Origin of the sequence: Burkholderia sp. Ed8 (genome assembly GCF_040761425.1) — a bacterium.
Lineage (GTDB): Bacteria > Pseudomonadota > Gammaproteobacteria > Burkholderiales > Burkholderiaceae > Burkholderia > Burkholderia seminalis.
The window spans coordinates 1,982,025-1,994,646 of sequence record NZ_CP142886.1 but is presented as its reverse complement, the minus strand read 5'-3'; the positions used below and the strand labels follow the sequence as shown (position 1 = coordinate 1,994,646).

The following is a 12,622-nucleotide window of genomic DNA, read 5'->3' as shown; positions in this document are numbered from 1 at the left end:
CTCAATTCGTGGCGGCGGTCGGCGCCTGTACGCCGTTGCGCCGCGTTACGCCCGCGAGCCCGAGGACGAACAGCGCCGAGCACAGCACGGGCACCGCGGCCGCGTGGAACAGCGCGCCGTTCGACCAGTTGAGCGCAATCAGTTGTCCGCCGACGAGCGGCCCGAGCACCGAGCCGATCCGGCCGATGCCGAGGCTCCAGCCGATGCCCGTCGAGCGCAGCGACGTCGGGTAATACTGGCCCGCGAGCGCGTTCACGGCCGGCTGCCCGCCGACCACGCAGAACCCGCCCGCGAACACGACGACCAGCAGCCACGGCAGCGCGTGCGCGACCGAGCCGATCAGCCCCACCGACACGGCCGCGCAGGCGAAGCACACGAACAGCACGCGCACGAAGCCGTGACGTTCGATGAACCAGCCGAGCGACAGCGTGCCGATCACGCCGCCTGTCTGCAGCACCGTGCCGACGATCACCGCGGTGCCCGGCGAATAACCGGCGTCGCGCATCACGGTCGGCAGCCAGTTCGACAGGAAATACAGATCGATCAGGTTCATGAAGCTGATCGCCCACAGCAGCAGCGTGACCGGCAGGCGGCCGTGGCTGAACAGTTCGGCGACCGGTGCGCCGCTCGCCGCGCGCTCGCGCACGACGAGCCGCGTGTTCGCGTCGATACCGGCCTGCGGCGCGAATCGGGCGAGCCAGCCGCGCGCCTGCGCGACGCGCCCTTTCAGCACCAGGAACTGCAGCGACTCGGGCAGCCGCGCGAGCATCGCGATCGTCAGCACGAGCGGCACCGCGCCGCCGACGAAGAACACCGAACGCCAGCCGAACGCCGGAATCAGCGCGGCGCTGATGAAGCCGCCGAGCGCCGCACCGAGCGTGAAGCCGCACGACACGATCATCATCCGCTTCACGCGATGCGCGGCCGGGCTGAACTCGCCGACCAGCGCCATTGCGTTCGGCATGATGCAGCCGAGGCCGAGCCCGGTCACGAAGCGCAGCGCCATCAGCACCGGGATCGAACCCGCGAACGGCGTCGCGAGCATCGTCACCGCGAAGAACAGCGTCGAGCCGATCAGCACCGGGCGGCGCCCGATCCGGTCGGCCAGCACCGACAGCCCGAGCGCGCCGAGCAGCATCCCGAACAGGCTCGCGCTGAACACCGGGCCGAGCGCCTGCTTCGGCACGCCCCATTCGGCGATCACGCTCGGCGCCACGTAGCCCATCGCCTGCGCATCGAAACCGTCGATCACGAGGCACAGCCCGCACAACGCGAGCAGCATCCAGTGAAAGCCCGGGCGATGGGTCTCGTCGATCACGCGCTCGACTTCGAGCACGCGCGCGTCGGCCGGCGCCGCGCTCATTGCGCCACCTCGGCGGCCGGGTGCACGGGCGGCGTCACGCCTTGGCGCGCGAGCGCCATCGCTTCGCGCAGCACGTCGGCATCGCCGATCTGGTTCGCGAGCAGCAGGATCAGCTTCGCGTTGACGAGCTGGCTGTCGCTGTCGGACAGGTCGCGATGCATGTCGATCAGCGCTTCATAGAACGCGTCGGGGTCGGTCAGGCGCGGGCGGGTGTCGAGTGAAGGCATGACGGGTCTCCGGTGTCTTTATCGTATTCAGCGTGCGCAGGTCGCGCGCGCCAGCGCGTCGGCAATCGCCTGACGGTCGAGCGTGCGCGTGCGCGCGCAGACGTGCTGATCGGGACGCAGCAGGTAGAAGGTGCCCGGCTGCGCGTCGTAGCGTTGCGCGGCGAGCCCGTCGACGTCCTCCACGACGTCGACGCCGGCCGCCGGCCGCGCATGCCCGGCCGGCACGACGAGCACGGGCCGCACCGGCAGCGCGAGGCCGTCGACGGCCTTCGCGAGCGCGGGCGCATCGCCCGGCAACCCGAACAGCACGCCGGTGAAGCCGTCGCGCAGTCGCTGCAGCAGCCAGCCCGGCGCGCCCTGCACGCGCACCGGCGCATCGGCTGCCGCCGCGCCCGGCCGCATCGCGCACGCGAACGCGTCGCCGCCGCGATCGGGCGTATTCAGCGGGGAATCGGCGAGCACCGCCGGCACCGACAGGCGGCCGCTGTTCACGAGCTTGCGCGCGAACTCGCAGTCGCGCGCCAGCTTCAGCGTCGCGTCGCGGAACACGCGCGACACCGCGCTCTTCGGCGTGATGAAGTCGGTCGAACGGGTCGAGTTGCGGATGTTCTCGTCGGCCGCGAATTCGCGTTCGCTCGCATACGTATCGAGCAGGCTGTCGGCCGAGCGGCCGTCGAGCACGAGCTTCAGCTTCCACGCGAGGTTGTCCGCGTCCTGCACGCCGCTGTTCGCGCCGCGCGCGCCGAAGGGCGACACGCCGTGCGCGGAATCGCCCGCGAACAGCACGCGCCCGTGGCGAAACGTGTCCATCCGCTGGCAGCGGAACGTATAGACGCTCACCCATTCGAGTTCGAACTCGGCATCCGGCCCGAGCAGCGCGCGCACGCGCGGGATCACCCGCTCCGGCTGCTTCTCGGCGACGGGGTCGGCGTCCCAACCGAGCTGGAAGTCGATGCGCCACACGTTGTCCGGCTGGCGATGCAGCAGCACCGACTGGTTCGGGTGGAACGGCGGATCGAACCAGAACCAGCGCTCGGTCGGAAACTCCGCCTTCATCTTCACGTCGGCGATCAGGAAGCGGTCCTTGAACGTGCGGCCGCGGCTTTCGAGCCCCATCATCGTGCGCATCGGGCTGCGCGAGCCGTCGGCCGCGATCACGTACCGCGCGCGCAGCGTCGCGACGCCGTCCGGCGTCTCGATCGTCAGCACCGCGTGTTCGGCCGACTGCTCGATGCCCGTCACCTTGTGCTTCCAGCGGATGTCGATGTTCGGCAGCTCGAACGCGCGGTCGGCCAGATAGCCTTCGACGTAGTACTGCTGCAGGTTGATGAACGCGGGGCGCGCATGCCCTTCCTCGGGCAGCAGGTCGAACGCGTACAGCTGCTCGTCCTGCAGGAACACCTTGCCGACGTGCCAGCTCACGCCCTTGTCGACGAAGCGCTCGCCGCAGCCGAGCCGGTCGAAAATTTCGAGCGTGCGCTTCGCGAAGCAGATCGCGCGCGAGCCGGTCGACAGCGTGTCGTCGTCGTCGAGCAGCACGACGGGCACGCCTTGCTGCGCGAGGTCGATCGCGGCCGCGAGGCCCACCGGGCCGGCGCCGACGACGATCACCGGATGGACGGCCGCGTCATGGGCGCGCGCGCGGTACTCGAACTTCAGCGTCTGGTAATCGATGCTCATGGTCGCCATCCGCTCGTCAACCCCGCCGTGCGCGCACCGGCGCGCCCGTCGTTCCTTTCGTCTCCTGCCGGCGTGCCTGCCCGCCTGTGTTGTCATCCGCCACGTCTCGCTCCTTGCTTCCTGTTGATTCGCGAACGGCGCCGTCCCGCGGCGCCCGCATGCCGCATTTCTTGATCGGCGACAAATTCTGGATTTACGAATAGTAAAACCAATTACGAATAGTGAAATCAACGTAAACCCTAGGCACTGCCTCCGGGATGGGATAACCATATGAATGAAACGGCGAGCCGAGCGCGGCGCGCGCTGCTAATATCAAGAGACGAGGCGGCCCTTTCGGCCGCCGTTTTTCCTTTTCACGCCGATGATTCCGCCCACCATCCCCGAGCTGGTCGCCCGTGCCGGGCAACTGCCGTATCTGCGGGAACACCTCGCGCTGGCCGAAGGCGGCACCGCGTGCGCGAATCTGCCCGAGCGCACGCTCGCCAGCGCGTACGAACCGATCTACGACGTGACGATGCCCGGCGCGCCGCAATCGACGTCGTTCGCCGACGCGATCGAGCGCTACGGCGACGAGCTCGGCTTCCAGGCGGTCACCGTCGTCACGGGGGCGGCGCACGATCCGGTCGACTCGGCCGTCGACGACCAGACGCTGGTCGCGATCGACCGCCTGTCGCGCGCGCTGCATGCAATCAACTTTTTCGGCGCGCAGCGCCACGGGCTGCTGTTCCTGCGCGTGCACGAACGGCTGCTGAAGAGCGTGAAGTACGACCACGGCAAGCACTTCTCGTCGGTGCTGCAGCGCTTCGGGCTGCCGCCGGAGCGGATCGTGATCGAGCTGCCGGCGGTCGCGGTCGCGCACAAGACCTTCCTCGGCTACCTGACGCGCAGCTACCAGCATCACGGCTTCAAGGTCGCGGACAAGCTGCCCGATCCGGGTCGTATCCTCGCGGTCGAATCGGACATGGCGCGGCCCGACTTCATCAAGATGGATGCGGGCATCGCGTTGCGCGACGGGATGGTCAAGGCGCTCGTCGCCTATGCGCAGCGCGTGCGGATTCCGCTGATCTTCGACGGCGTCGTCGACGAGACGCAGTGCGAGCTGCTGCGCCAATACGACGTGCGGTTCATGCAGGGGCCGGTGTTCGCCAAGGTCGTGACGGCCTGATCGGCAGGCGGGGACCGCGCGTGCGGGCAGCGGCGCGCGGGATGCCGGGCCCGGATGTCGCGTGGCGCGCGGGCCGGGGGAGAAACAGGCCGTCAGGCACGCGCCGTCGACTCGCGCCTGTCCGCCCGTGTCGACGGTTACCGCTCACGGCACGCCATCATCGTCGTACTTGGGCAACGCATCGTCGATCTCGATGCCCGGGAAACGGTCCCGATACCAGACGTGCCAGGCCGGACGCAGCCGCGCCGGCTCGTCGAGCGTCGCGTAATTGATCTCGACCGTCTGCGGCGCCTCGGCGAGCCGGTATTCGAGTTGCGCGCCGCACCGGCCGCAGAAGCGTCGCTCGCCCCACGCGCTCGACGCGTAGACGGTCGGTTCGCCTTGCAGGTATTCGAACGCGCCGATCGGCACCGATGCCGATGCGACGACCGCCGCACCGGTCGTGCGCTGGCAAAGCCGGCAATGGCAGAAACCGGCATCGGTCGGTACGTCGGCGATACGGTAGCGGATCGCCCCGCATGCGCATCCGCCTTCCATCGGTTCCGGGTCGGGCATCGCACACCTCATCGTCGGGAAGCAGGCGAACGATGATGAGCGCGCTCCGGCCACAGTACAAGTGGCAGCGCCGTCGCCCGCCCTCACGCACGACGCGGAAGGCGCGCTTGCGGGGCGGCGGCGAGCGCCGCGCGCCGCGTTGCTCAGGCCGTCGGCCCGAGCCGCTGCGCGAGCGCCTTCAGCTTCGGCCCGACCTGCGTGCGGAACACGTCCTCGCCCATCGACGACGCGGGGCCGCTGCAGCTCAGGATCAGCCAGCGCCCCTCGCGCGGCTCGCGAAACGGAACGGCCGCCGCGTTCACGTCCATGTGCCACGCGCGGAACGAATAACAGCACCCGCCCGCCGAGAACTCGGCCACCGCGTGCTGCGCGGCCGCGACGAGCGCATCGGCATCGGCCGCGCCGCCGGCCGCGCGGTGCAGTTCCGCGTACAGCGCGCGGCGCACGTCCTCCGGCTGCACGGCCAGGTACGCACGCCCCATCGAACTCGTCAGCATCGACAGCCGCGAACCGGGCGCAAGCCCGAGCGTCAGCGCCGTCTCGCTGCGGATCGTCTCCAGATAGATCATGTCGAGCCCGTCGCGGCAGCCGAGCGACACGGCCGCGCCGATCTCGCGCGCGAGCGCCTGCATGTGCGGGCGTGCGAGGTCGATCGTCCCCGAACCCGCCAGCAGCGCGTAGCCGAGCGACAGCACGCCGGCGTCGAGCGCATACTTTCCGAGCGTCTCGTCGTAGCGCAGGTAACCGAGCACGGTCAGCGTGTAGGCGAGCCGGTTCACGGTCGCTTTCGGCAATCCCGTGCGCTCCGCGAAGTCGCGGTTGCCGAGCATCGTCTCGCCGGGCCGGAATGCGCGCAGCAGGTCGAGCCCGCGTGCGAGCGCGACGACGAACTTGCGCTCGTCGATCGTGGTTTCGTCGATGGTTGAAAGTGTCATCTGGTGCTACACTGGGTTCGATTTGCAAAACATTGTTCCGCACAGCGGAACTACAGTCAAGCGAACTTTTGGCATGGGGCCCGGCTGGAAGACCGGACCAACAGGAGATGAAACGATGACCGCTGCAACTTTTCACTGGGACGATCCGCTGCTGCTCGACCAGCAGTTGACCGAAGAAGAGCGCATGATCCGCGACGCTGCGCAGGCGTACGCACAGGACAAGCTCGCGCCGCGCGTCACCGAAGCGTTCCGCCACGAGCGCACCGACGCCGCCATCTTCCGCGAGATGGGCGAAATCGGCCTGCTCGGCCCGACGATTCCCGAGGAATACGGCGGCCCCGGCCTCAATTACGTGAGCTACGGACTGATCGCGCGCGAAGTCGAGCGCGTTGACTCGGGCTACCGGTCGATGATGTCCGTGCAGTCGTCGCTTGTGATGGTGCCGATCCACGAATTCGGCTCCGACGCGCAGAAGCAGAAGTACCTGCCGAAGCTCGCGACCGGCGAATGGATCGGCTGCTTCGGCCTGACCGAGCCGAACCACGGCTCCGATCCGGGCAGCATGGTCACCCGCGCGAAGAAGGTGCCCGGCGGCTACGCGCTGTCCGGCGCGAAGATGTGGATCACGAACTCGCCGATCGCCGACGTGTTCGTCGTGTGGGCCAAGCTCGAGGAGAACGGCAAGGACGCGATCCGCGGCTTCATCCTCGAGAAGGGCTGGAAGGGCCTGTCGGCGCCCGCGATCCACGGCAAGGTCGGGCTGCGCGCGTCGATCACGGGCGAGATCGTCCTCGACGAGGTGTTCGTGCCCGAGGAGAACCTGATGCCGAACGTGAGCGGCCTGCGCGGCCCGTTCACGTGCCTGAACTCGGCACGCTACGGGATCGCGTGGGGTGCGCTCGGCGCCGCCGAGTCCTGCTGGCACACCGCGCGCCAGTACGTGCTCGACCGCCAGCAGTTCGGCCGGCCGCTCGCCGCGAACCAGCTGATCCAGAAAAAGCTCGCCGACATGCAGACCGAAATCACGCTCGGCCTGCAAGGCGTGTTGCGCCTCGGCCGGATGAAGGACGAAGGCACGGCGGCCGTCGAGATCACGTCGATCATGAAGCGCAACTCGTGCGGCAAGGCGCTCGACATCGCCCGCCTCGCGCGCGACATGCTCGGCGGCAACGGCATCTCCGACGAATTCGGCGTCGCGCGCCACCTCGTGAACCTCGAAGTGGTCAACACGTACGAGGGCACGCACGACATCCACGCGCTGATCCTCGGCCGCGCGCAGACGGGCATCCAGGCATTCTTCTGATCATCCGGGCGTGACGCACGCGGCAGCGGTGCCGCGTGTGCGCTCCCCAAGCAAACGGCCCGCCCGGCATCACTGCCGGGCGGGCCGTCGTTCATCGGAACCGCGGTTGCGGGCCGCCGATGCTTACTTGTTCGGCTGCGGCGTCAGGCGCAGATACGGACGCACCGCGTTGAAGCCCTTCGGGAAACGCTTCTTCAGCTCTTCCGGATCCTGCAGCGACGGCACGATCACGACGTCGTCGCCGTCCTTCCAGTTACCGGGCGTCGCGACCTTGTAGTTGTCGGTCAGCTGCAGCGAGTCGATCACGCGCAGCACTTCGTCGAAGTTGCGCCCCGTGCTGGCCGGATAGGTGATCGTGAGCCGCACCTTCTTGTTCGGGTCGATCACGAACAGCGAGCGCACCGTCAGCGTTTCGTTCGCGTTCGGATGGATCATGTCGTACAGCTGCGACACCTTGCGGTCCGCGTCGGCGATGATCGGGAAGCCGACGACCGTCGACTGCGTTTCGTTGATGTCGTTGATCCAGCCCTTGTGCGATTCGACGCCGTCGACCGACAGCGCGATCACCTTCACGTTGCGCTTCTCGAATTCGCCCTTCAGCTTCGAGGTCAGCCCGAGTTCCGTCGTGCACACCGGCGTATAGTCGGCCGGATGGGAGAACAGGACGCCCCAGCTGTTGCCGAGCCAGTCGTGAAACTTGATGGTGCCCAGGCTCGATTCCTGCTCAAAATCCGGTGCGATGTCGCCAAGACGCAGACTCATGATGTTCCCTCCTCGAACGATGCTGGTTGAAACCGCGCGCTTGACGGCGCGGAACAGTCCATCAGCTTACGGGAAGCAATGGGCCGTGCGAACGATTATTCCGTTTGATATACATACTTTTTTGTCATTTTTACCCTGTGTCGAGCGGGACAGTCGGCCGCGAGGGAAACTTTTCACCCCGTTTGCCGCTCTGTTCATGATTACAAGTCGTTTACCATGCAGTCTTGCACTGCCGCCGTGTGTCTTCCCGGCTCGCCAGCAGGCAGGGGTTTCGCTACGATGTGAACCTGCAGCATGACAGCATGAAGGGAGTTGCAATGTCGGAAATCAACAAGGAGAAACTGATGTCGGATATCAAAACCGTTCTCTCGGACGCCGAAGACCTGCTCAAGCAAGCGGCGAGCAGCACGGGCGACCGTGCGGCCGAGCTGCGCGAGAAGGCGATGTCGCGCCTGAAGCAGGCCAAGGAAAAGGCAGCCGACGTCCAGGTCGTGGTGGTCGAGAAAGGCAAGAAGGCCGCACGCGCCACCGACGATTACGTGCACGAGCACCCGTGGACGTCGATCGGCGTGGCCGCCGGCGTCGGCGTGCTGATCGGCCTGCTGATCAACCGCAAGTAACGGGCTCTGCGCCGTTTCGTCCCGCGGGCCGCGTCACGCGGCTCGCGGGCGTCGAAGCCAGCCTGCGGAATTCGCCGGCCGGTTTTGTTCTAGCTGCTCACTGCACGCGCACGCACCTCATCCATGACGACAGACACCACCTCGCAGCCGTCCGGCCAAGGACCGCTGCGCCGCCTCGTCGGCTCCGCGATCGGACTTCTGCAGACGCGCCTCGAACTGGTGGGCATCGAGCTTGCCGAGGAGAAGGAGCGCCTGATGGGCGTGCTGTTCCTCGGGCTCGCCGCGATGATGCTCGCGACGATGGCGCTCATCAGCCTGACCGTGCTGGTCGCGATCGCGTTCTGGGATACCTATCGCTGGCAAGCGCTCGCGGCGATCACCGCGCTGTATGCCGTTGGCGGCATCGCGTGCGCGCTGAAGGCACGCTCGGGCCTGCGCGATGCGCCGACCGTGTTCGAGGCGACGCTCGCCGAACTCGAGAAAGACCGCGAACTGTTCCGCGGCAAGCCGTGAGCGCCATCGCGCTCGCCCCATCCACCTACTTCGCCGACGCGCCATGAGCCAGAACGTCACGGGCAATTCACCCCGCTCCCATTCGTCGCGATCGAACTGGAGTGCGTCACAGCATCGCGCGCTCCGCAAGGAATTGCTGATCCTGCGATCCGACGTCGAGCGACTCGAACTCGCGGAAGCCGCCGGCGAGATGCGCCACGCCGTCACGCGCTTCAGTTGGCTCAAGGTGTTCATCCCCGGCCTTTCCACCAACAAGTTCAGCCAGTCCGCGAAGAACCTGAACGCGAGCCTCGGCAATCTCGTCAACCAGTATCCGATGCTGAGTTCGCTCGCGTCGCTCGTGCTGGCGAAGCCCGTTCGCTCGCTGCTGCGCGCGAGCGCGGGCCCAGCGCTGAAGTGGGGCACGCTCGGCTTCGCCGCATGGGAGGTCTACCGGATCTGGAAGCAGTCCCGCGACGAGCGCGGGCTCGACACGCACGACGACTGACCGCCGGCATCCCGCGCGCGCGGCCATGCGCCGTCGCGCGCCGTTCCTGCAGAGTCAACGCGCACCCCAGCACGCCGTGCCCGGTTCGTCCGCGTCATCGCGCCGCGCATTGCCTTTCGTTCCGGCCGAATCCAGCGTGAAGGTACCGCAGGTATCGTCGTGCATCGGGCCTGTGTCCAACGGGCTGGCCTCCAGTTCGTAGCTCACCGGCGAATCGGTGCCATCCGGCCGCCGCAGCGTCAAGCGATACACGGCTCGCCCGTCCGGCGGTGCCAACGCGAGCGCGTCCGGTAACGCCGAAGGCGGAGAACCCTGCAGCGTTTCGAGATACTGGGCCGCGCGGTACAGCGCGGCGACCGCCGACGCGCGATGAACGCGCGCGACATGCTCGCGATACGACGGGACGGCCCATCCCGCCAGCACCGCGACGATCGCGAGCACGATCATCAGCTCGACCAGCGTGAATCCCGTCGATCGGAAGACGATAGAGCGACCGTTCATTGCAGCACAGTCGCGACCCGACGCCAGCGCAGCGCGACGACACGCGCGTCGCGTATCGCGACCTGGTGCTGCAACCAGACCGCGCTCGATGGGTGCGCACCGATGCCGCGCGCGGTGACGAGATAAGCACGGCTACCGGGCGGCCCCGCTCCGCGCCATGCCTCGATCAAACACCGCGGCGGCCCTGCGGCCATCGGCCATCCAGCGAACGGCGTGAATGCTTCGGCGGACGCGAGCGGCGGCATGCGCCGCCAGCTGTCCGGCTCCACGTGCGATTCGCGCTCCCTCACATAGGGTGCCGAGCCACCGAGCAATCGCGCGGTGCACGCCGCCAGCGCGGCATCGGCTGCGTGGAATGCGATCAGCCGATCGGACAGCGCTCGCGTACGGCGCGCTTCCGTCAGCGCGGCTTCGAACCACGTGCCTGTCAGCGCTGCAATGGCCGCACCGACCGCAATGACTGCCGGCAATGCGAGCCCTGCGTCGCGACGCCAGGACCGGTGTGCTGATCGGACGCGGATGCGCAGTTCGCGCGGGTTCGTCGCCGCGGCGCTCATGCACGCAGCCTGCCGTCGTTCGTCACCGCTTGCGGCGACGCGCCCATTCGCGTTGCCAGTTGCAACGCATCGCGATATTGCCCACGTGTACCGGGCGGCGCCGCTCATCGCAACACCTCACGCGTGTGCGCTGCATCAGGCAACGCCGCGTCGAAACCGAGCGCGGCGTTCCGCAACGCGATGATGCGATCGAGCGTCAAACCTGCGCGACCGTCCCGGGCAACGACAACACGACCGTTGCAGTCGACATGGCTGGCCGGCTCGCGCATCGATTCGCCGCGTGCCCGCACGCAGACATGCACGGCTACGACATCGCGCCAGTCGTCGACACGCATCGCGTCTGCGTCGACAAACTGCGCGCCGCCGCGACGCAAATAGCGCACGCGCAATTGATCGATGCCCGACACGACGGGCTGCGGCGTCCCCGGACGGCCGCTACCTTCGCAATACAGCTCGGGCTCGCCCGTTGACGGACTGACATGTGCGTCGAAGCGGTTCTCCACCTGCGGCCGTTCGCCGGGCGCGCCTACGCCCTGCCCGAGACAATCCGACACCTGGCCGCTCACCGTCGACCACGTCGACACCGCATCGCCGACATACCGGACCAGGAGGGCGTCCGATGCAGCGCGCGCGGACTCGCACTGCGCCTGTGCGCCCTCACCCCGCACACGCGCCATCGAACAGCCGAACACCGGCGGCAACGATGACGCACCATCCGTATCGAGCGGCCGGAACCCCGCCATCTGGATCTGCTGGCCAATCAACAACAGCGCGGTGCCTGCCGCATCGCGCATCCGGAATCCGTCTTCCGCACGCCGTTGCGCAATGCGCTGTGCATGATGGAGCGCGCCGGCCGCTGCCAGCACGAGGAAACCGACGGTCATCGCAATCAGCACCTCGAGCAAAGTGTGTGCGCGCATACGACGATCAGCGTGCATCGGCATCAGTCTCCCGAAATGGAATCCGGACGCACGAGGGCGGCTGCGCCGACGCGCCCGCGGCTTCGCAACGCGGCGACGCAGCCGTGTTGCCGCTGCGCCAGCCGACGACCGCGTAGCGGGCACCGCCCGGCCCGGCGTCGAGTGTCATCGTGCCGCCGGGCAACGACGCAGCCGCCAGCGCCGCAAGGCCGTCGTTTGCCCCTGCGCCTGCGTACGAGCGCTCGATACGCGCATCGGCCAGCCACAACGCACGCTCGCGCCAGATCGTCGCTCGCTGAGCGCGCGCCATCGCGAGCTGACTGCCTGCCACCGCCAGCATCACGGTCGCGAGCAGCGCGATGGCCAGCGTCGCCTCGATCAGCGACGTGCCGCGCATGGCGTTGCGCCGCGCGCTCATGCCGAGCCGCAGCGACCGGCGACGACCCGCGCCCGGCCGCCTGCCGCAATCCGTACACAACGCGATACGCGTGCGTCTTCCGCGTCGGACACGCCGCGCCGCGGTCGCAATTCGAAACGCCGGATTCCGCCGATGGCCTGACCGGCCGGCGGTGCGAAAGCCAGATCGTGCGCGGCGCCCGCGACGACCACTTCGGCATCGCGCGGGTAGCGTCGCAGCACGCGCGACTGCCCGTCGACCTGCCCGCTGACGATCCAGTCGCACGACCATTCGGCCGCGTCGCCCTGCTCGCCGGCACGCAGGCAGGTGCCGTCGTTCCCGGCCCGGCACAGCGTGACACGCGTGCCGAGACGCATCGCTTCGGTACGCGCAAACGACAGCGCGCCGAGCAGCGCACGCGAGCGTGCATCCACGCGCTCGCGCATGCGCCACTGGTCGAATGCAGGCGCCGCGTAGAGCGCGAGCCCGGCCGCCAGCGAGAGCGCGACCATCAGCTCGACGAGCGTGAACCCGCCCGCGAGCCGCGCCGAACTTTTAAAGGGATGAGCGCGCAGTTCCATCGCAATCGTCCTCCACCAGGATGAGACGAGGACTGTAACGACGCGTGCGGACGCGC

Annotated in this window: 16 protein-coding genes; 5 read left to right on the top strand and 11 right to left on the bottom strand. The window is 68.1% G+C overall.

The genetic code is table 11. The annotated features are described in order from the left end of the window. Position 1: 1 nt before the first annotated feature. From VXM69_RS23165 to VXM69_RS23155, 3 genes are read right to left on the bottom strand one after another with little or no spacing between them, the layout of a single operon-like run. Positions 2-1,363 carry an MFS transporter gene (locus VXM69_RS23165; protein WP_049033129.1) on the bottom strand — a complete coding sequence of 454 codons (1,362 nt, stop codon included), beginning with the start codon at positions 1,361-1,363 and terminating at the stop codon, positions 2-4. Then, positions 1,360-1,590: a DUF2783 domain-containing protein gene (locus VXM69_RS23160; protein ID WP_034187223.1), complete on the bottom strand. Its 231-nt coding sequence runs from the start codon at positions 1,588-1,590 to the stop codon at positions 1,360-1,362. The genes VXM69_RS23165 and VXM69_RS23160 overlap by 4 nt, the downstream gene beginning before the upstream one ends. A gap of 27 nt (positions 1,591-1,617) precedes the next feature. After that, complete coding sequence (locus tag VXM69_RS23155; protein WP_059557287.1) at positions 1,618-3,279, bottom strand: FAD-dependent oxidoreductase; 1,662 nt, start codon at positions 3,277-3,279, stop codon at positions 1,618-1,620. A 352-nt stretch (positions 3,280-3,631) separates the two neighbouring features. On the opposite strand from VXM69_RS23155, the gene VXM69_RS23150 reads away from it, so the two are divergent. Beyond that, positions 3,632-4,435, top strand: a complete 804-nt coding sequence (locus tag VXM69_RS23150) for an EAL domain-containing protein (protein WP_034187221.1) — start codon at positions 3,632-3,634, stop codon at positions 4,433-4,435. A 144-nt stretch (positions 4,436-4,579) separates the two neighbouring features. Here VXM69_RS23150 and VXM69_RS23145 read toward each other — a convergent pair whose 3' ends face one another. Next, positions 4,580-4,990 carry a GFA family protein gene (locus tag VXM69_RS23145; RefSeq protein ID WP_059557289.1) on the bottom strand — a complete coding sequence of 137 codons (411 nt, stop codon included), beginning with the start codon at positions 4,988-4,990 and terminating at the stop codon, positions 4,580-4,582. A 143-nt stretch (positions 4,991-5,133) separates the two neighbouring features. Next, positions 5,134-5,925, bottom strand: coding sequence for an IclR family transcriptional regulator (locus VXM69_RS23140; protein ID WP_034187219.1), 792 nt, complete (start codon positions 5,923-5,925; stop codon positions 5,134-5,136). A gap of 115 nt (positions 5,926-6,040) precedes the next feature. Here VXM69_RS23140 and VXM69_RS23135 point away from each other — a divergent pair, with 115 nt between their 5' ends. Then, entirely contained in the window at positions 6,041-7,228 is a 1,188-nt protein-coding gene (locus tag VXM69_RS23135; RefSeq protein WP_034187218.1) for an acyl-CoA dehydrogenase, read from the top strand. Between the two features lie 123 nt (positions 7,229-7,351). On the opposite strand, the gene VXM69_RS23130 is transcribed toward VXM69_RS23135, so the two are convergent. Next, the gene (locus VXM69_RS23130) at positions 7,352-7,990 is read right to left on the bottom strand and encodes a peroxiredoxin (RefSeq protein WP_034187217.1); all 639 of its coding nucleotides are present in this window, start codon (positions 7,988-7,990) and stop codon (positions 7,352-7,354) included. Positions 7,991-8,307: 317 nt separating this feature from the next. Here VXM69_RS23130 and VXM69_RS23125 point away from each other — a divergent pair, with 317 nt between their 5' ends. From VXM69_RS23125 to VXM69_RS23115, 3 genes are all read left to right on the top strand, one after another. After that, positions 8,308-8,610 (top strand): YqjD family protein, encoded by a 303-nt coding sequence (locus VXM69_RS23125; RefSeq protein ID WP_006494044.1) that lies wholly within the window; start codon positions 8,308-8,310, stop codon positions 8,608-8,610. A gap of 123 nt (positions 8,611-8,733) precedes the next feature. Then, the gene (locus tag VXM69_RS23120) at positions 8,734-9,123 is read left to right on the top strand and encodes a phage holin family protein (RefSeq protein WP_034187216.1); all 390 of its coding nucleotides are present in this window, start codon (positions 8,734-8,736) and stop codon (positions 9,121-9,123) included. A gap of 43 nt (positions 9,124-9,166) precedes the next feature. Continuing rightward, positions 9,167-9,610, top strand: coding sequence for a DUF3318 domain-containing protein (locus tag VXM69_RS23115; protein ID WP_034187215.1), 444 nt, complete (start codon positions 9,167-9,169; stop codon positions 9,608-9,610). A gap of 54 nt (positions 9,611-9,664) precedes the next feature. Here VXM69_RS23115 and VXM69_RS23110 read toward each other — a convergent pair whose 3' ends face one another. The 5 genes from VXM69_RS23110 to VXM69_RS23090 form a co-directional block, all read right to left on the bottom strand. Then, complete coding sequence (locus VXM69_RS23110) at positions 9,665-10,111, bottom strand: type IV pilin protein (protein WP_367189268.1); 447 nt, start codon at positions 10,109-10,111, stop codon at positions 9,665-9,667. Next, a complete protein-coding gene (locus VXM69_RS23105; RefSeq protein ID WP_069706562.1) occupies positions 10,108-10,569 on the bottom strand; it encodes a pilus assembly protein in 462 nt (153 codons plus the stop codon). The genes VXM69_RS23110 and VXM69_RS23105 overlap by 4 nt, the downstream gene beginning before the upstream one ends. Positions 10,570-10,772: 203 nt before the next feature. After that, positions 10,773-11,612: a PilW family protein gene (locus tag VXM69_RS23100; RefSeq protein WP_367190204.1), complete on the bottom strand. Its 840-nt coding sequence runs from the start codon at positions 11,610-11,612 to the stop codon at positions 10,773-10,775. Continuing rightward, the gene (locus VXM69_RS23095) at positions 11,596-12,006 is read right to left on the bottom strand and encodes a cleavage protein (RefSeq protein ID WP_034187213.1); all 411 of its coding nucleotides are present in this window, start codon (positions 12,004-12,006) and stop codon (positions 11,596-11,598) included. The genes VXM69_RS23100 and VXM69_RS23095 overlap by 17 nt, the downstream gene beginning before the upstream one ends. Continuing rightward, the gene (locus VXM69_RS23090; RefSeq protein WP_226227321.1) at positions 12,003-12,566 is read right to left on the bottom strand and encodes a GspH/FimT family pseudopilin; all 564 of its coding nucleotides are present in this window, start codon (positions 12,564-12,566) and stop codon (positions 12,003-12,005) included. The genes VXM69_RS23095 and VXM69_RS23090 overlap by 4 nt, the downstream gene beginning before the upstream one ends. Positions 12,567-12,622: the final 56 nt, after the last annotated feature.